Origin of the sequence: Cryobacterium breve (assembly GCF_027594785.1) — a bacterium.
Lineage (GTDB): Bacteria > Actinomycetota > Actinomycetes > Actinomycetales > Microbacteriaceae > Cryobacterium > Cryobacterium breve_A.
This window is the reverse complement of record NZ_CP075584.1, coordinates 2875059-2893258: the sequence shown is the minus strand read 5'-3', so window position 1 is coordinate 2893258 and position 18200 is coordinate 2875059. Positions and strand designations below refer to the sequence as shown.

Annotated in this window: 16 protein-coding genes; 7 read left to right on the top strand and 9 right to left on the bottom strand. The window is 63.4% G+C overall.

What is annotated here, in order from left to right; genetic code table 11:
- Positions 1–97: 97 nt before the first annotated feature.
- Both KIV56_RS14130 and KIV56_RS14125 read left to right on the top strand, forming a co-directional pair.
- Positions 98–607, top strand: coding sequence for a VanZ family protein (locus KIV56_RS14130; protein ID WP_281533945.1), 510 nt, complete (start codon positions 98–100; stop codon positions 605–607).
- A 276-nt stretch (positions 608–883) separates the two neighbouring features.
- Positions 884–1135, top strand: coding sequence for a hypothetical protein (locus KIV56_RS14125; protein ID WP_281533944.1), 252 nt, complete (start codon positions 884–886; stop codon positions 1133–1135).
- A 36-nt stretch (positions 1136–1171) separates the two neighbouring features.
- Here the strand turns inward: KIV56_RS14125 and KIV56_RS14120 are convergent, their stop codons facing one another.
- Together KIV56_RS14120 and KIV56_RS14115 are read right to left on the bottom strand one after the other, a co-directional pair.
- On the bottom strand, positions 1172–1933 hold the full coding sequence (locus KIV56_RS14120) for a GntR family transcriptional regulator (RefSeq protein WP_281533943.1): 762 nt from the start codon (positions 1931–1933) through the stop codon (positions 1172–1174).
- Between the two features lie 106 nt (positions 1934–2039).
- Positions 2040–3068, bottom strand: a complete 1029-nt coding sequence (locus KIV56_RS14115; protein WP_281533942.1) for an LCP family protein — start codon at positions 3066–3068, stop codon at positions 2040–2042.
- A 200-nt stretch (positions 3069–3268) separates the two neighbouring features.
- Here KIV56_RS14115 and galU point away from each other — a divergent pair, with 200 nt between their 5' ends.
- From galU to KIV56_RS14090, 5 genes are all read left to right on the top strand, one after another.
- Positions 3269–4162: a UTP--glucose-1-phosphate uridylyltransferase GalU gene (galU, locus tag KIV56_RS14110; protein ID WP_281533941.1), complete on the top strand. Its 894-nt coding sequence runs from the start codon at positions 3269–3271 to the stop codon at positions 4160–4162.
- A 16-nt stretch (positions 4163–4178) separates the two neighbouring features.
- Positions 4179–5195, top strand: a complete 1017-nt coding sequence (locus KIV56_RS14105) for an acyltransferase family protein (RefSeq protein ID WP_281533940.1) — start codon at positions 4179–4181, stop codon at positions 5193–5195.
- Between the two features lie 439 nt (positions 5196–5634).
- Positions 5635–6558, top strand: coding sequence for a carboxypeptidase-like regulatory domain-containing protein (locus KIV56_RS14100; protein WP_281533939.1), 924 nt, complete (start codon positions 5635–5637; stop codon positions 6556–6558).
- Positions 6458–9799, top strand: a complete 3342-nt coding sequence (locus KIV56_RS14095) for a cell wall-binding repeat-containing protein (protein WP_281533938.1) — start codon at positions 6458–6460, stop codon at positions 9797–9799. The genes KIV56_RS14100 and KIV56_RS14095 overlap by 101 nt, the downstream gene beginning before the upstream one ends.
- A 220-nt stretch (positions 9800–10019) precedes the next feature.
- A complete protein-coding gene (locus KIV56_RS14090; protein WP_281533937.1) occupies positions 10020–11729 on the top strand; it encodes a cell wall-binding repeat-containing protein in 1710 nt (569 codons plus the stop codon).
- Between the two features lie 6 nt (positions 11730–11735).
- Here the strand turns inward: KIV56_RS14090 and KIV56_RS14085 are convergent, their stop codons facing one another.
- The 7 genes from KIV56_RS14085 to KIV56_RS14055 all read right to left on the bottom strand — a co-directional run bounded on the left by KIV56_RS14085 (position 11736) and on the right by KIV56_RS14055 (position 18162).
- Positions 11736–12509, bottom strand: a complete 774-nt coding sequence (locus tag KIV56_RS14085) for an HAD-IIB family hydrolase (protein WP_281533936.1) — start codon at positions 12507–12509, stop codon at positions 11736–11738.
- A 50-nt stretch (positions 12510–12559) separates the two neighbouring features.
- A complete protein-coding gene (locus tag KIV56_RS14080) occupies positions 12560–13873 on the bottom strand; it encodes a UDP-glucose dehydrogenase family protein (RefSeq protein ID WP_281533935.1) in 1314 nt (437 codons plus the stop codon).
- A 194-nt stretch (positions 13874–14067) separates the two neighbouring features.
- Entirely contained in the window at positions 14068–14616 is a 549-nt protein-coding gene (locus KIV56_RS14075) for a sortase (protein ID WP_281533934.1), read from the bottom strand.
- 211 nt (positions 14617–14827) lie between these two features.
- A complete protein-coding gene (locus KIV56_RS14070) occupies positions 14828–15811 on the bottom strand; it encodes a GDP-L-fucose synthase family protein (RefSeq protein ID WP_281533933.1) in 984 nt (327 codons plus the stop codon).
- A 2-nt stretch (positions 15812–15813) separates the two neighbouring features.
- Positions 15814–16845, bottom strand: coding sequence for a GDP-mannose 4,6-dehydratase (gene gmd, locus KIV56_RS14065; RefSeq protein WP_281533932.1), 1032 nt, complete (start codon positions 16843–16845; stop codon positions 15814–15816).
- The gene (locus KIV56_RS14060) at positions 16842–17375 is read right to left on the bottom strand and encodes a glycosyltransferase (RefSeq protein ID WP_281533931.1); all 534 of its coding nucleotides are present in this window, start codon (positions 17373–17375) and stop codon (positions 16842–16844) included. Before KIV56_RS14060 ends, gmd begins: the two co-directional genes overlap by 4 nt.
- Entirely contained in the window at positions 17287–18162 is an 876-nt protein-coding gene (locus KIV56_RS14055) for a glycosyltransferase (RefSeq protein ID WP_281533930.1), read from the bottom strand. The genes KIV56_RS14060 and KIV56_RS14055 overlap by 89 nt, the downstream gene beginning before the upstream one ends.
- Positions 18163–18200 lie beyond the last annotated feature (38 nt).

Here is an 18200-nt window from a genome sequence, read left to right as displayed (position 1 = left end):
CAGCGGGGAGGATTACAGTGGACGGATCGATGGTGACGTGGTCCACAACCCGACGCCGTCGGACCGGTCGCTCACCCGCTCATGTCCGGGAGGTGCTGTGGTGTTCAACACGATCGCCGAACGGCAGGGTCCGCCCGCCCCCGCGCAGGCCGGGCACCGTCATCCTCTGCTGCGCCGCTGGGTGATCGCACTCGCCATCGTCTACGTCGTCGCGCTCGCCCTGATCGCATTCTGGCCGGTCCCTGTCGACCGCAACATCGACGGACCGCTGCTGCACTTGATCAACTGGCTGCACCAGCACGGCGCCCCGAGCTGGTTCCGCTACAGCACGGTGGAATTCGGCGCGAACATCGTGCTCTTCATCCCGGTCGGGGTGTTCATCGTCGTGCTCGCCGGCGCCCGGCGCTGGTGGTGGGCGATACTCGTCGGCTTCGCCGCGAGCTGCACGATCGAGCTCTGCCAGCTGCTCTTCCTCTCGAGCCGCTTTGCGACCCTCAACGACGTCATCGCCAACACGAGTGGGGCCGTCGTCGGCGCCCTCCTGGGCCTCGTTCTGCTGATCCTCGCCGAGATCGCGCAGCCGCCCACCCGTATGGCGGATGTCTAGCTCAATGTCCTGAGGAACGTCGGCCGAAACTGCAGGGCAATTGCAGCACCGCCCGCGACGAGGGTGAGCCGAAAGATCTTACTGGCCGTCGGCCCGGGAATGACCTAGCATTTTGCTTGTGAGCCGCGCAGCCTCGGCGCAGCGCAGCGCAGGTCGGGGGAATCATGAAAAGAATGTCGTTCTGCGGCATGACGTTCCTCACCACGGATGCCGTTGCCGATGCTGTGATGGAGCCTGACAGCACTGCTCCCGGACGGGCACAATTCGGAACTGCTTGTGGTGCCTTCATTCACCCAAGACGGCAGCGAAAGACTCGTCAACCTTCTTGTCGCCCCCGGCAGCGAACTCATCAGCATTCCGGAGGACGACCTCGGCGCCGAACGTGACACGTCCCGCGCCGTGGCGGTCCTGCGCGAGCAAATCGACGTCCTCGCTTCCGAGCGCGACACCGGAATCACCACCACACGGGCGGTCGCATCGTCGAGCGCCGACTGGGCGTTCGAGGACCACTGGGACGACGTCTACTAGCTCCGCCCGAGCCCGGTGTGCACTACTCCCCGGCCCCTAGTCAGTATCAAGACCCGCACCTCGACCCGCATCCACATCCGCCTCGAACCCCGCACCATCACCAGAACCGGACTCAGCGCCGTCCCAGCCCAGAATCGCGTTCCGCGCGCCCAGTACATGAGCGCGCATCGTCGCTTCGGCCCACAGCGCATCGTGCGTTCGGAGCGCGGTGAGGAGGTCTCTGTGGTGGTGGTTGCTGGTAGCGCGAAAATGTCCACCATCACGTCGGAAGACCTCCGCCATCATCGGCACACGGCCCACTGAGTTGATCAGCCGGACCAGCTTCTGATCCCCCGATGCCGCTACGACAACATGGTGGAATTCGGCGTTGAGCTCGCCCAGGCGGGCTACACCCGCGTCGTCTGTGGAGAGCACAAAATCGTCCATCATCACGATGAGTTCAGAGAGTCGAGCGAGAGTGACCTCGTCAATGCGGGTCGCAGCCAGGCCGGCGGCACGACTCTCCAGGTCGCCGCGCAGGACATACGTGTCCCGCACCTGTTCGTTCGTCCACGAGACGACGGTCGCACCGCGATGGGGCATGAAGTCCACCAACCCGGCCTCGTGCAGGCGGCGGAGGGCCTCCCGAATCGGGGTGCGGCTGAGACCCAGCTCTTCCGCAAGGGACTGCTCCCTGATCACGGCTCGTGCGGGGATCTCACCCGACAGGATGCGACGACGGAGGTACTCGAACGCGGCCGCCCCGCCCGTCACACCCTCCGGAGCACGTGTGGCTTCGGTTGTCTGCACTGACGCCATGGCCTATCCATTTCTCACGAGCATGCGCGCACAACGTCCGGACGCGCAGAACACTTTCGGGTGAGCACGATTATCGCTCAGAAGGCCCCCTGTGGGCAACGACTTCCTACGGCGTCGGCACCGTCTGCATGGTCTGATACTCGGGTTCGAAGGTGTCCAGAGCGTCCGTCTGGAACGCGTGCTGCACCGCCTGGAACTTCTGCAGGTCGAGGTTCACGATCGACTGCCCGTCACTCGACTCCCCGATGCCCTTCGTCGGCGCGGTGAAGAAGGTGAAGTCCGTCGAGCGGATGCCGGCCAGCGACGCCGCAAGCGCCGTGAGGTAGTCCACGTTGAGGCCTTCGTCCACGGCAATGAACGGGCGCACCGCGGACAACAGGCTCGACACCTTGCCGGGGTCGGTCAGCGTTTCCGGCTGCATCGCCTTGGTGAGGGTGGCCCGCATCACCAGCTGCTGGTTGCGCACGCGCTGGAAATCCCCGTCGGGGAACGCCCGCCACTCCCGGGCGAAGGCGAGGGTCTCGTCGCCGGTGAGGTGCTGCAGCCCCGACGGGTAATAGTGGTCACTCGCAGAGGACTGGAATCCGACCGGGTTCAGGATGTCTACGCCGCCGAGCGTGTCGGTGAGGCCCTTGTAACCGGCATAGTCCACGAGGGCGACGTGATCGATCCGGGTGCCGATGAGTCCTTCGATCGTCTGCACAGCGAGCGGAACACCGCCGTACGACAGCGCGGCATTGATCTTGTCCGAACCGAAACCGGGCAGGTCGATCCAGCTGTCCCGCAGGATCGACATCACGTAGACGTGATGCCGGTCCGCCGGAATGTGTACAACCATGATGGTGTCGGAGCGCTGTTTGCTGATGTTCACGAGCGAACCATTGACCTTATCCCAGGTATCGGAGCCCAGCAGGAGGATATTCTGCGCCCCTGCGGCGAGCCCGGTCGAGACCGGCGGCCGGGCGGCATCCGCCGGAAACGGGTGGGACAGGGTGGGCAGCTTGAGATCGAAGAGCCGCCCGACGATGGACCCGATGCTCGCGACACCGGCACCCGCGGCGAGGAGGAGGACGAGCACGATGGAGGTGATTCGCCAGACCCCCGACGGCTGGCGCACAGCGGCCGCCTCCGTCACGATTCTCGATTCGGGTTCGACACGGGGGGCCTCCAGCAGTCGCGGTGTAGGAACGGTGCGGTTCAGGTGCAAACAATATAGCCCGGCCCGCAATCCTCATCCCGGGCCCCGCGGCCCCAATAGACCCCGCAAACGGGGGCCGACACGCCGTCCATCACCGCGTAATGACGCCGTAACCTTTCTTCAATACTCTGAGAGACATGACCACGAAGATAACCAAAGCCGTCATCCCCGCTGCCGGGTTGGGGACGCGCTTCCTTCCCGCCACCAAGGCAATGCCCAAGGAAATGCTCCCGGTCGTCGACAAGCCGGCAATCCAGTACGTCGTGGAGGAAGCCGTCGCCGCCGGCCTGACGGACGTGCTCATGATCACGGGCCGCAACAAGAACGCCCTCGAGAACCACTTCGACCGCATGACCGAACTCGAGGACCTCCTCGAGAAGAAGGGCGACCAGGATCGCCTCGCCAAGGTGCGGTACGCCACCAGCCTCGCGGACATGCACTACGTGCGCCAGGGTGACCCGCTCGGCCTCGGCCACGCCGTATTGCGTGCAAAGATGCACGTCGGCCACGAACCTTTCGCTGTTCTCCTCGGTGACGACATCATCGACGACCGCGATGTCCTCCTCACCAAGATGCTCACCGAGCAAGGCAAGCGCAACGCCACGATCATCGCCCTCATGGAGGTCGAGCCCGAAGCCATCCACCTCTATGGCTGCGCCGCCGTCGAGAGCACCGAAGACCCCGACGTCGTCAAGGTCCTCGACCTGGTCGAGAAGCCCTCCCAGGCGGATGCCCCGTCGAACCTGGCCATCATCGGTCGCTACGTGCTCCGCCCCGAGATCTTCGAGGTCCTCGAGAACACCAAGCCCGGCAAGGGCAACGAGATCCAGCTCACCGACGCGCTCAAGGTGATGGCGGTCAACCCGCAGTTCACCGGCGGCGTCTACGGCGTCATCTTCCGTGGCCGCCGCTACGACACCGGCGACCGGCTCGACTACATCAAGGCCATCGTTCAGCTCGCCACGGGCCGCCCCGACCTCGGCCCGGACCTCCGCGTCTGGCTCCAGGAGTTCGCCGCGACCCTCGAGTGAACCTAGAGTAAGGCGAATGAGACCTGCGTCGACCCGCTCCGCATCCATCGACGCCCTCCGCGTCCTTGGAACTATTGCGATCGTTGCCGGGCACACGTGGGACGTGCCGTTTGTGCGAGCGGGGATCTACTCCTGGCATGTCCCGCTCTTCTTCTTCCTGACCGGGTATCTCTGGAGGGCCCGGATCAGGACTCCAGGCGCCGAGGCGAAGAATCGGGCACGCACGCTGCTTGTGCCCTACGTCGCGTGGCTTGTGCTCATCACAGTGCTGGCACTGGCAATCTGGGCGCAGCCCCAGGGCCTCAACCTGACCTCACTCCAGCCGATCCTTCTCGGTGGTCACTACGTAGGAAAGCCGTTTTCGGCATTCTGGTTCGTGACCGCCCTGTTCGTCGTCGCCGTTGCGCTCAGAATCCTTGAGCGCGGTCCACGCTGGCTGCCGTGGGGGTGTGCCCTGATTCTCCTGGGCATCGCCTACTCCAGTCACGGTGCACTGGCCGCGATCCCCGAGGCCATTGGAACCGGACTCGCCTGCCTGGTGTTCGTACTGGCGGGCGCGCTGGTTCGACGCTTTCGGGACCGTATTACCCGACCGGTCGTGACGAGCCTGCTGCTGCTGGCGGTCAGCGCCACACTCGTCGCCACCGGGCTGTCCTCTCTGGTCGACCTCAAAGGGGCCGACTTCGGGACACCCATTGTGTCTGTGGCGGTCGCGCTCGCCATCAGTGTCGCCTTGCTGCTCCTGGCGGAGGTCGTCATCCCGCGGCTCCCCCGGCTCCTCCAGACCGGGTTCACGCAGCTCGCTCAGGTGAGCCTGATGGTGATCCTCACCCACAGCGCCGTGCTCTGGCTGATGCGCACCCCGCCATTGGGATCGACCGCTCCGCCGTTCGGACTGACGGTTTCGTTCCTGGTGGCCCTGGTCGTGCCATGGATGGCGGCGCTGGTCATCGCCCGCACGCCGCTCTCACCATTCCTGATCGGATTGCCTCGGGTGCCGCTCGCGAACCCACTGTCTGCCGGACACAAATAGCGCGTCGAGACGACCGCAGCGGGCGGTATGCCCGAGTAGGCGCCGTGCGGTCCCCCGGCACTAGTTCTGGGGGCACCCACGAGCACGAACTCGAGATTCAGCCGGTATGCCGCCGATAGGCTCAAACCGGGGGGTTACCTCCGCGCGCACGCACGCGGAATTCTGCAGTTCGGCGCGTTGGAAACACGAAGGTTGTCATGGGGAACATTTTTCGGAAAATCAGAGAGCGCAGTGTCTTCACTGCCCTGATGACCACAGCACTGCTGGCACTGGGAACACTTGCGGGGGCGCACCGGCCAGCGCGGCAACCACCGTCACCGCCGGGGATCCGAGGACGGGATCGATCAACGGAACCGTGAGTCGGATCGTCGACGGTGTCCAGACGCCCGACGCCTACGGGTACGTATACGCGAATTCCACGAACGCCGGCGGCGGCGGAATGAGCGCATCTGCCCCGGTCGGTACCGATGGCCACTACTCTCTTGAGTCGCTCGCTGCCGACAGCTATACCGTGAGCTTCAATTCCTCTGACCGGAACTTCGTTTCCGAATACTACGACAACGCCGCTGATCAAGAATCCGCAACGCGGGTCACCGTCGGCGCAGCCGCCACGGTGTCTGACATCAACGCCGTCCTCGACCTGGGCGCCTCGATCACCGGAACCGTCACGATCGGCACTTCACATGCGGCGGCCGCCCGCGTATACGTGACGGCCTACACCGCTGACAACTCGTGGTCGGCGAGCAGCCAAACGGACGACGAGGGACACTACGCCCTCGTCGGCATGCGCGCAGGCAGCTACAAGCTCGACTTTGACGGCACCACTGCAAACGGCGTTTCGGAATGGTACGACAACGCCGCAGACATCGGTTCGGCCAAGGCCGTCGTCGTTGCAGCGCAAGCAACCGTCCCCAACATCGACGTCAACCTCGAACCGGGCGGCACAATCACCGGCGCGGTGACCCAGAACATCGGCGGCGTCGTATCAGCGGCCGCAGACGTCAGCGTCTCGGTTCGGTCCGCGACAGGCAATTTCATGAACCAGACGATAACTGACACCGATGGTCATTACGCCCTCAACGGTTTGGCTGCCGCGAGCTACACCGTGGCATTCAACGGCGGTTGGGGCTCCAACTTGCTCACCCAGTACTACCAAAACGCGGCCACTGCCAGTACCTCAACACCCGTGGTTGTCACAGCAGCGGCCACGGTCACGGGCATCGACGCAGGCTCTCGAAACAGGAGCGGCGATCAGCGGGACCGTGACCAAGAACGAGGGGGCTCAGAAAATCGCCGCCGCCAACGTCCATATCACGGCGTACAACGAGGACAGTTCCTGGGCCGACGGCACGCAAACGGATGATGCCGGCCACTACAACCTGGACGGCCTCGCCGGCGGAACATACAAGTTGGAATTCGACGGACAATCCACAAACGGCGTCTCAGAGTGGTACAAGGACGCCGCAGATTTCGCTACGGCAACAGCAATCACAGTCGCTGATCACACAACGGTGACTGCCGATGACGTGAACCTCGAAAAAGGCAGCACGATCAGCGGCACGGTGACTCAGAACATCGGCGGCACCATCTCACCCGCCTCGAATCTCTACGTTTCTGCCTCATCGACCAACGAAGTTACAGGCTCCAATTCCGGCACATGGACGGACGCCGACGGCCACTACGTAATTCAGGGCCTTGCCGCAGGAAGCTACGCGATTCGGTTCAGCCCCGAGGCTGCTTCCGCCCTCATCCCGGAGTATTACGACAACGCAGCTGACCAGAGTTCGGCAAAACCCGTGCAGGTGGGCGTCGCCGCGACCGTATCCGACATCAACGCAGAGCTCCAGAAGGGTGGCACAATCAGCGGCACCCTGACTCGAAACGATGGGGGAACGACGGCCCCGCTTCAGGGTGCATATGTCACCGCATATTCGCCGGACCACCAGTACCTGGCAAGCGCCAGCACCGACGACGCCGGCCACTACTCTCTTTCCGGACTACGAGCGGGCAGCTACAAGCTCCAATTCGACGGCTACTCCACTACCGCACTTTCGGAGTGGTACAAGGACGCATCGGACTTCAACTCCGCGACTGCCGTCGTTGTCGGCGACGCGGCAATCGTTTCCGGTATCGACGCGAGCCTCGACAAGGCCAGTTCAATTTCGGGAACCGTCACGAAGAACGTCGGCGGAATCGTGTCTCCCGCAGCGGACGTGAATGTGATGGTGTCCACGGCGACCGGGTTCGGCAACAGCACGACCACGGATGCCTCCGGCCACTATTCCATCTCGACCCTCCGTACCGGTAGCTACAGCGTGAAGTTCACCGGGCCAAGTGCCTCGAACCTCGTGACCCAGTTCTATGACAACGCGGCCGACGAGACCACCTCGACGAGCGTCAAGGTAGGCGTCGCGGCCTCGGTGTCCGGCATCGACGCCGAGATGAAGACCGGAGCGACGATCAGCGGTTCGGTTACCCGGAACGATTCGGGTACGGCAACTCCGTTGGCAAATGTGGAGGTCACCGCGTACTCATCGGCCACTGGAGACTGGGTCGGGAACACCACCACGAACGCTGCTGGCCAGTACGCGTTTGGCGGGCTGCCGGCGGGTAGTTACAAACTCAATTTCAACGGCGCTTCGTCGAATGCGATCTCAGAGTGGTACAACAACGCCAGCACTGTCGAGACGGCGACCGCGATCGCCGTTGGCGCCCAGCAAACGGTCCCCAACATCAATGCGAGCCTCGAAAAGGGCAGCACGATAGCCGGAACCGTAACCAAGAACGTGGGCGGCACCGTGTCCCCCGCCGGGAATGTCAGCGTGAATGCGTCAGGCGGCAAACTCTACGGCTACGCGATGACCGACGCCGCGGGACGCTATTCCATATCGGGGCTCAGCGCTGGAAGTTACACCGTCCAGTTCACCGACGGACAGAATTCCGGATTGGTTTCTGAGTACTACGACAACGCCGCCACCAAGCAGGCCGCGAAGCCCGTTACCGTCGGTGCCGCAGCCACGGTAACGGGGATCAATGCGGCTCTCGACACAGGAGGGACAATCACGGGCACGGTCACCAAGACCGGTAGCGACGGTACGGTCCCATCGACCTCCGGCTACGTCAGGGTGATCGCCGCTGACAACGAGGACTCCGTCGCCTATGGATCGACCGATACCTCCGGCCACTACAGCGTTTCGGGCTTACGCGCGGGGAGCTACAAGGTAATCTTCAACTCCTTCGACAACACGGTTGTTTCTGGAAAGTGGTATCACAATGCCTCTGACTTCGACTCCGCCACACCTGTTGTGGTCGGCGACAAAGCAACGGTTTCCGGAATCGATGAGAACCTCGAAAAAGCAAGCAGTCTCAGCGGAACGCTAACCCAGACGAGCACTGGACCGGTTTCGGCAGACACAGTGCTCCTGGCGTCCATCTACTCCGCCAAGAGCGGACGGCTGCTGAGAGAATCGCCAGCGGACGCCACGGGCAAATACACATTCGGATCCCTCATGGCCGGCACCTACAAGGTCGGATTCAGTGGGTACCTGTCCAGCACCGGGCTTTCCTCGGGCCTTGTCCCTGAGTTCTACGACAACGTGTCTGACCTCGAGGCTGCGAAACCGCTCACCGTTGGCTCGGTGCAGGACCTGACCGGAATCGACGCGGAGCTCACAGCCACCGCGCTCCCGAAGACGGATCGTTTGGCGGGTGGTGACCGGTTCGCCACCTCGTCGGCGATCTCAGCAGAGAACTTCGACCCCGGTGTCGACGTCGTCTATATTGCCAGCGGCACCAACTTCCCCGATGCCCTCTCTGCAGCCCCCGTCGCCGGCAAGAACAAAGCCCCGGTGCTGCTGGTCACCCCCGACGCCATCCCCCAGGCCGTGCAGACGGAACTCCGCCGACTCACACCCAAACGGATCGTCGTCCTCGGCGGGGTGAGCTCGGTCTCCGACGCCGTCACCCAGGCGTTGCAGGCCTACACCGCGGGAACGGTCACCCGCTCCTTCGGCGCCGACCGGTTCGCCACCTCGGCGGCGATCTCCCAGTCCGCGTTCACGCCAGGTGTGCCTGTGGTCTACATCGCCAACGGCTACAACTTCCCTGACGCGCTCTCTGCAGCCCCCGTCGCCGGAAAAGACTCGGCCCCCGTGCTCCTGGTACCGGCCGACCGCATCCCGGACGAGATCGCCACCGAACTCGACCGCCTCAACCCGGGACGCATCGTCGTCCTTGGCGGTACGAACTCGGTATCCGAAACGATTCAGACTCAGCTCGCCCTCTACACCGACGGAGCCATCACCCGGCTCTCCGGTGCCGACCGATTCGCCACCTCGGCCGCCGTTTCCCATGCCGCCTTCCCGACTGGAGCAACCACCGTCTACATCGCCAACGGATTCAACTTCCCAGACGCCCTCTCCGGCGCCCCGGTCGCCGGCAAGAACACCGCCCCCGTTCTCCTCGTTCCCGGTGACAGGATCACCACCGAAATCAAGGACGAACTCACGCGACTTCGACCCACCCGAATCGTCGTCCTCGGCAGCGCCAGCTCCGTCTCCGACGCCGTCGCCAAGGCACTAGCCGGCTACATCGTCACCCCCTAGCACCACCCATCGAACACAACAGTGGGGCCCGCGAAAGCGGGCCCCCCACTCTTGTTGCATCCAGGGATGCTTTCACCGTGCGCCACTCCGGCATCCGAGGGGCCCCGCGCTCCCTTTTGGGGGCAGCACCGCCCCACAGGCCACCCTATGATTCGGAGTACTGCATCCGGGTGGTTTCACCCTCGTTACCTCGTGATGGCAGCCATGTCAGGGGGAACCGATGCGCGTATTGCGGGCTGCAGGCATCCGGTCGGCACGACGCGGACGGATTGCCGCCCTGCTGGCGTGCGCCCTGATGGTGTCGCTGCTCGCCGGCTTCGCCGTCAGTGAGCCCGCCCACGCGGCTACCGCGACAACGATCAGCGGCACGATCAGGCCCAACCCGTTGCCTCCGCCCCAGGGCGGCCCGATTCCAGATTTTCAGTTTGTCCAGGTGACCGCCTATACCCTCACCGGCGTCGCCGTCGACACCTGGTGGGATGTGGCGACGTACACCCTCCAGGTGCCGCCGGGCACGTATCGCATTGTGGCGACGGTCTCGACAGTGACCTCGAATAACACCGTCTACGCTCAAACCTGGTTCGGGAACACGTCCTACCAGCAGGAAAGCACGACTGTTTTCGCTTCCAGCACTCCCGTCACCGGGGTCGACGTGACCATGAACTATGGCGGCTCGCTCTCTGGGCACATCAGTGGCCCGGCCCCGTCGGACTACGCCGAATTCGCCGGTGTCGTCGCCACGGCCTACCTGTTCGACCCGGTCTCGAATTCGTACGCTGTTGTGAGCAACGGCGGTGCCGATCCGACCGGCGCCTTCACCGTGGGCGGACTTCCGGCCGGGTCCTATGCCGTGGAGTTCTCACAGGTGAACAGTCTCCCCGTTTTCGCGGACCGGTTCTACGGCGGGGGCACGCAGGCGGCCGGCAGTGTGCTCGTTCCGGTGGAGACAGGCCAGACGACGACGGGCATCGATGGCACGCTTCCCGCGTGGAAGACCACGGTGTCTCGTCTCTCCGGTGCAGATCGACTCGAGACGGCTGTAGCCGTCTCGCGGTCGGGATTCACACCCGGCGTGCCCGTTGTCTACGTCGCAAACGGCTACAACTGGCCGGACGCATTGAGTGCGGGCCCGGCAGCGTCCCATCGAAAAGGAGCGCTTCTTTTGGTGCCGCCGGACCGCGTCCCCGACGCGGTCGTTGTGGAGATCACCCGCCTCCAGCCCCAGCGCATTGTCGTGGTCGGCGGGGAGGCATCCGTTTCTCAGGCCGTGTTCAGCCGCCTGCAGGGGCTGAACCGGAACGTCGTGCGCATCGGCGGCCGGGACCGCTATGAGACCTCCCGGAAGATCATCACGGACGCATTCGGTCCCGACATCGAAGGCGGCCGAATCTTCGTCGCGAGTGGACTCAACTTTCCCGACGCGCTCTCGATCGGTCCCGCCGCAGCAAGATACGAGGCACCCGTGCTGCTCGTCGACGGATCCCAGCCCTTCCTCGACCAGGACACCTTCGACTACTTCAAGAGTTTTCAATTTGCGATTCGTGAAGTCTTCGTCGTGGGCGGCCCGGATGCCATCCGACCGAAAATCGTCGCCCAGCTGGGGTCCTTCGACCACTGGGGCGAGGTGATGATCCATCCCAGTGGGGTGGATCGGTACGACACCAACCGGCAGGTGAACAGCCTGTTCTTTGCCGGCATGCCGTCCGACTCCAGTGGCACGGCCTTCCTCGCGAACGGAACCGGGTTCGCCGATGCCCTCGCCGGGGTGCCGTTAGCGGGTCTCTCGCGTTCCCCACTGTTTCTGACACCCGGAAACTGCGTTCCGGCACAGACCGTCCACGACATGCAGGCCCTCAGGTCGAGCCACGTCACGATTCTCGGCGGTGTCGCCAGTCTGAGTAGCAACGTGGAGAATCTGGCACCCTGCTGAACAGGCTCAGAGGGATGCGGCGGCGAGCTTCGGGATCAACGTCTCCAGGAACGCGGCGGTGTCTTCCCAGCCCTCGACCGCGAAGCACTCGACCCCGAGCGCGAGCACCGGGTAGTCGTTGCCGTTCTCATCGAGCCGGTCGCCCACGAAGAGCATGTCGTCGAGGGGAACACCCGTGAGTTCGGCGAGCTTCTTCATGCCGTAGGCCTTGTCGATGCCCTGACGGGTGATGTCCACGGAGGTCGACCCACCCGATCGCACCTCAAGGTCGGGCAGCAGCTCTTGGACGGTTTCGCGGAGGGTGTTCTTCTTGCTCCCGGTCGGATCCCACGCGACCTTTGCGGCCACCGGAGCGGCCTGTCCCAGGGCCGAGAAGGTGATCTGCGATCCCCGGTCTTCGAGGATCGGACCCCACGTGTCACTCTCCCAGTACCCGAGCTTGCGAGCCTCGGCCTCGACCGCGGTCAACGCACGGGACTTCTGGTCCTCGGTCAGGTACTCGGCGTAGATCTGCGTCCAATCGCCATCGCGGTGCAGGTAGTACTGGGTACCGCAGGTGGGCATCAGGTGCAGACGCGAAAGCGTCGCGTCGTCGACATCGGTGAGGTTGTCGATCAGTTGCATATGGAACTGGCCGATCTGGCCGCCGGAGATCACGCACACCTCGACGACGCCGAGCAGACGCACCATGATCGCCGCCATCCGCGGATCGATCGGGGATTTGGAGGCCGCAAGGGTGTCGTCGAGGTCGAAGGCGACCAGTCGGGGAAGAGTAGTCATGTTGGTGCTGTGTTCCTTACTAGAGGCTGCGGTACCCGGGGCCGAACTGGTTATGGACGGCCGAGGCCATAGTAGGTCCAGCCCGCAGCGCGCCAGGTTGCGGCATCGAATGAATTGCGCCCGTCAATAACGATCTTATTCTTGACGAGACTGCCGACCCACTCGGGGTCAAGATGCCGGAATTCAGGCCACTCGGTCACGAGCACCACGGCGTCGGCATCGCGCAGCGTTTCTTCGAGCTCGGTGGAATAGGTCAACTGCGGGTGCCGAGCGCGCGAGTTCTCAATGCCCTGGGGGTCAGTTGCGACGACGTTGGCGCCCAGACCGTGAAGCTGCACGGCGACATCAAGCGCGGGCGAATCACGCACGTCATCGGAGTGCGGCTTGAAGCTGAGTCCGAGCACGGCCACCTTCGCGTTGTAGACGCTGCCGCCGAGGGCCGAGACGGTGAGATCAATGGCGCGCTGGCGACGACGCAGGTTGATCGCGTCGACTTCCTTGAGGAATGCCACGGAGTCGCCGCGGCCGAGTTCTTCTGCGCGGGCGGTGAAGGCACGGATGTCCTTGGGGAGGCAGCCGCCGCCGAAGCCGACGCCGGCTCCCAGGAAACGGCGGCCGATGCGGTTGTCATAGCCGATGGCGTCCGCCAGCTGGGTGACATCCGCTCCGGTGACCTCGGCGATTTCGGCCATCGCGTTGATGAAGCTGATCTTGGTGGCGAGGAACGCGTTCGCGGCGACCTTGACAAGCTCGGCGGTTGCAAAATCTGTGATCACGAGGGGCGTGTCGGCTGCGAGTGCAACAGCGTAGATCTCGTTGAGGAGGGCGGTTGCGTGCTCGCCGGGCTCGCCCGCCGCGACGCCGTAGACGAGACGGTCGGGACTGATGGTGTCCTTCACCGCGAAGCCCTCGCGCAAGAACTCGGGGTTCCACGCCAGGGTCGCACCGGCGCCGGATGCCTCGACGATGCCGGCGAGACGGCTGGCGGTCCCCACGGGGACGGTGCTCTTGCCCACGACAAGGTCGCCCTCGCCGAGGTGCGGCAGAAGCGCCTGGACGGCGGCATCCACGTAGGTGAGGTCCGCGGCGTAGCTACCCGGCTTCTGCGGGGTGCCGACGGCGACGAAGTGCACTCGGGAGCCGGCGACCTCGGAGATGTCCGTGCTGAACCGGAGGCGCCCCGTGGCCATGGCTGAGGTCAGAATTTCCGGAAGCCCGGGTTCGAAGAAAGGGGGAAGGCCGAGTGCAAGCTGGGCGATCTTCTTCGCGTCGACGTCGATGCCGACGACTTCGTGGCCCAGTTCGACCATTGCGGCCGCGTGCACGGCTCCCAGGTACCCACAACCAATGACAGAAATCTTCATGCGTCTAACTCCATACAAAAAGCCTAACGGCGACGGACCGAGAATCGAACTTACCTCGGGGGTAACGGAGGGCAGCGGATGTGCCACCGGCGTTAAAGAAAGGCCCCGGACGATGTCCGAGGCCTTTCTTGAGGACTCACTTCGGGGCGATCAACTTCACACAGTGTCGGGAGAAGTTGCCTCTGGGGTAAACGCTACGCGGCCAGCCGGCGACGGCGAACGAAGCTCAGCACGACCACGAGGGCGACGCCGAGGAGAAGCGCACCAGCTGCAGCCCAGATGAGCAGAACCGGGGCGTTGTAGCCGGTGCTGGCGAGGCCGCCCGCACTGGAATCGGCCGAAGTCGCGCCCGCGTCAGCGGCCTTGACTGTGATGGTCGCGGTGCCGACACTGCCGGAGGTGAGGCCGGTGGCTGTCGTCGTGTAGGAGCCGGTCGCGTCGGCCGGGAGCGTGACATTCAGGCTTGCGGCGCCGGTCGAGCTGGCAGGCTTGACGAGCGTTGCCGTCGCCGACTTGAAGTTGGAGAGGGTCACGACGCCTGCGCCGGAGACGGAGAAGGAGATGTTCTCGCCGGCCGTAAAGGATGCGCCGCTGAAGTCGATGACGATGATGGAGCCAGCGACCTGGTTCCCGGAGATGGTGATGTTGGAGTTGGGGACGTAGCCGGCAGCGTTGGCCGCGGCAGGAACTGTGAAAACGGCCAGGACTGCAAGTGCAATCGTGGCGAGGGTCTTTTTGAGCATGATGTATCCCTGCTGTGGATCGTTGGTTTTTCGCCGACACTGGCTAACCCCAATTGGGGCTACCCCCCACTTTAGGTTACATTCACAGCCCGTTTCCAGTTCCAGTGTTTCAAATGGGTGAACATTTCGTTGCATTGCATACACCTGAACGCGAAATTGGCCGCACACCTCGCGGGCATGCGGCCAATTCGGACTCAAGTACGAACCGTCCTTACTGCCGAATCGTGGTGACGTGGTCGCGGTACCACTGCACGGTCGAGACCAGGCCCTCCTCGAGGCCGATCTGCGCCGTCCACCCGGCGTGTGCGAGTTTGGAGACGTCGAGAAGTTTTTGCGGCGTTCCGTCCGGCTTCTCGGTGTCCCACAGCGTTTCGCCGGTGAATCCGACAACCCGTGCGATCGTGTCGGCGATCTCCCGGATGGTGACGTCTGATCCGGTGCCCACGTTGACCTGATCCGGGCCGTCGTAGTGCTCCAGCAGGTGCAGGCAGGCGGCGGCCATGTCATCCACGTGCAGGAATTCGCGCCGCGGGGTGCCGGTCCCCCAGTTAGTGACGCTGGTCGCCCCGGACTGGGCGGCCTCGTCGTAACGGCGGATGAGCGCCGGCAGGACGTGTGAACCCTTCGGCGAGAAGTTGTCACCGGGACCGTAGAGATTTGTCGGCATCGCGGAGATCCAGGGCAGCCCGTACTGGCGACGCACGGCCTGAATCTGCAGGATGCCGGCAATCTTCGCAATCGCGTACGCATCGTTCGTCGGTTCGAGGTACCCGGTGAGCAGTGAATCCTCGTGGATGGGCTGTGGGGCGAGCCGAGGGTAGATACACGAGGACCCCAGGAAGAGCAGCCTCTCAACGCCACACTTCAGCGCGGCATCAAGCACATTGACTTGGATTCGCAGGTTGTCGCTCAGGAAGTCGACCGGGAAGGTGCTGTTGGCGAGGATGCCGCCTACCTTCGCCGCAGCGAGCACGACGTAGCGCGGCTTCGTCTCGGCGAAGAAGGCGAAGACCGCGTCGCGGTCCTTGAGGTCGAGCTCAGCGGAGCTTCGCCCGATGAGGTCAGTGAACCCCTCTGCTTCAAGGCGACGCCAGATTCCCGAGCCGACCAGGCCACGATGACCGGCGACATAGAATCGGCCTGCGCGGTCCAGAGCGCCCGGTATGAATTCGACCTGGTCGCGATCGTCAGCCATGACTACTTGGTGCCCCAGCTGGTGAGCTTGACCTCGTCGATCCAGTGCTGCCCGGCGTGCTCGAGGGCGACGATATCGGCGTCCACCATAATGCGCGCGAGTTCGGCCGTGTCAACGGTAGCTTTCCAACCCAATTTGGCTTCCGCCTTGGAGGCGTCGCCGACAAGTGCGTCGACCTCAGTCGGTCGCAGGTAGCGCTCGTCAAAACGCACATGTTCCTCCCAGTTGAGGCCAGCGTGACTGAAGGAGGTTTCGACGAAGTTCCGTACGGTGAAGTTCCCCCCGGTTGCAAGAACGAAGTCGTCCGGCTCGTCGACCTGCAGCATCCGCCACATGCCTTCGACGTACTCAGCGGCGTAGCCCCAGTCGCGGATGGAATCCAGGTTGCCGAGGTACACGTGGTCTTGCTTCCCGGCCTGGATGGCTGCGACGGCGCGGGTGATCTTGCGCGTGACGAACGTCTCGCCGCGGCGAGGTGATTCGTGATTGAACAAGATGCCGTTCACGGCAAACATGTCGTAGGCCTCGCGGTAGTTCTTCGTAATCCAGTAGCTGTAGACCTTGGCGGCACCGTAAGGAGATCGCGGGTAGAACGGGGTCTCCTCGTTCTGAGGTGGTGGTGTAGCACCGAACATCTCCGAACTTGATGCCTGGTAAAAGCGCGTCTCGATACCGGACATGCGTACAGCCTCTAGGAGACGAATCGAACCCATCCCAGTCGTGTCGCCCGTGTGTTCCGGCTCGTCGAAAGAGACGCGAACATGCGACTGCGCAGCCAGATTGTAAACCTCGTGCGGCTGGATTTCAGCGAGCAGTGTGACTAGCCGGCTGCCATCGCTCAAGTCGCCGTAGTGGAGGAACAGCTTGGCTTCCGGGTCATGGGGATCGACGTATAGGTGATCAATGCGAGCCGTGTTGAAGGTCGATGCACGTCGGATGAGCCCGTGTACCTCGTATCCCTTCGAGAGCAATAGCTCGGCAAGGTACGAACCATCCTGCCCGGTGATGCCGGTGATGAGAGCGCGCTTTGTCATGAAATGCCTCCTTCTTGCCCAACCGTCTGCACGGCGCCACATTTGTGGTCCGTCGTCAACGTGAGGCTCCTAAGCCATTGAGCAAAACGATCAATGGCCACTTCTTCTCCAAGTACATCGGTGCGATAGCGCATCCCATTTGCGCCGAACTGCGCCGCTCGCTGAGGGTCTTCCGCCAATCTCAGCGCAGCATCGACGAGTGCCGTCGGATCTTCCGCACTCACCACTACTCCAGCTCTGGCTGCGGTGATTTCACCTGCCGTGACACCCTCTCGCGCCGTCGCGGCAAGGACAGGTTTCCCCGCATTGAAATACGACGTGAGCTTGCTCGGCACGGCCATCTCAGAAACTCCATGCTTCTCGTTGATGAGCAACACGTCCGCCGCAGCCAGAGTCTCCTGGAATGCCAAGTCCCCAAGGGAGTCGATGAACTGCAAGCGTTCAATGCCAGAGCCCTCTGCCTTGAAATTGCTCTCTCGCTGACTTCCATTGCCCAGCAAGACAAATCTGAGCGGGAGGCTCTTGTTCATCAGCGATCCGTGCCGCCGCGATGACGTTCCCCAGCGCCTGTTTGACCCCCATATTCCCGGCATGGAGAACGACAGTTTCCTCGGGAAACCAACCGTGCGCAGCTCTCACCAATCGTGTGTCGATGGGCGGTATTTCTTCAAGGTGGGTCCAATTGCGCACAATTTCGATGCGCTTAGGATCGACTCCGAGATTCTCACTCAGGTAGTCCCGGAACCGAGAATGAATAACGACTACCCCTGAAGCGGCCTTCAACGTGGACCTCTCGATCCACGCGACGATTCGGGCCGTGGCCCTTCCTCCGGACCCGGTTTCGGTGATCCCCAGGCTATAGATGTCTTGAATCCAGATCGTCACGGCCGGCCTCTGGCGGCCGATCCGCGCCCTCACCATTGCGATCGCACTCGAGAACAACGCCGGGGAAACCAGTACAACAACGTCCGGCTTCCCCCATCGAGCGAAGAAGACCTGAAGCCCAAAGGTAACTTCGGAGAGTAGTCTCCTCATACCCTCCGGCTTTTCTGGAACGTAGTGCCGAAGCCTAGTTACATCAGCTCCATCGACGATTTCACGACCGTTGCGACGGTCGTAGCCAGGATGCACTTTCCACTCCGGATAGTGCGGGCGAGTCGTCAAGGCTCGTACGGCGTGCCCCCGTTGAGCGAGACCTCGAGCCAGTCCACTCGTGTAGGGCGCGACTCCAGTAAGCTCCGGCGCGTAGTTCAGGCCGATGACGAGAACGTTCAACGGCAAGTGGTCAGTCAAAGACGCTCCGATTTCTGGATTCATGTGCGCTGCGACGGCCGAACACCAATCCGATGAGGTTG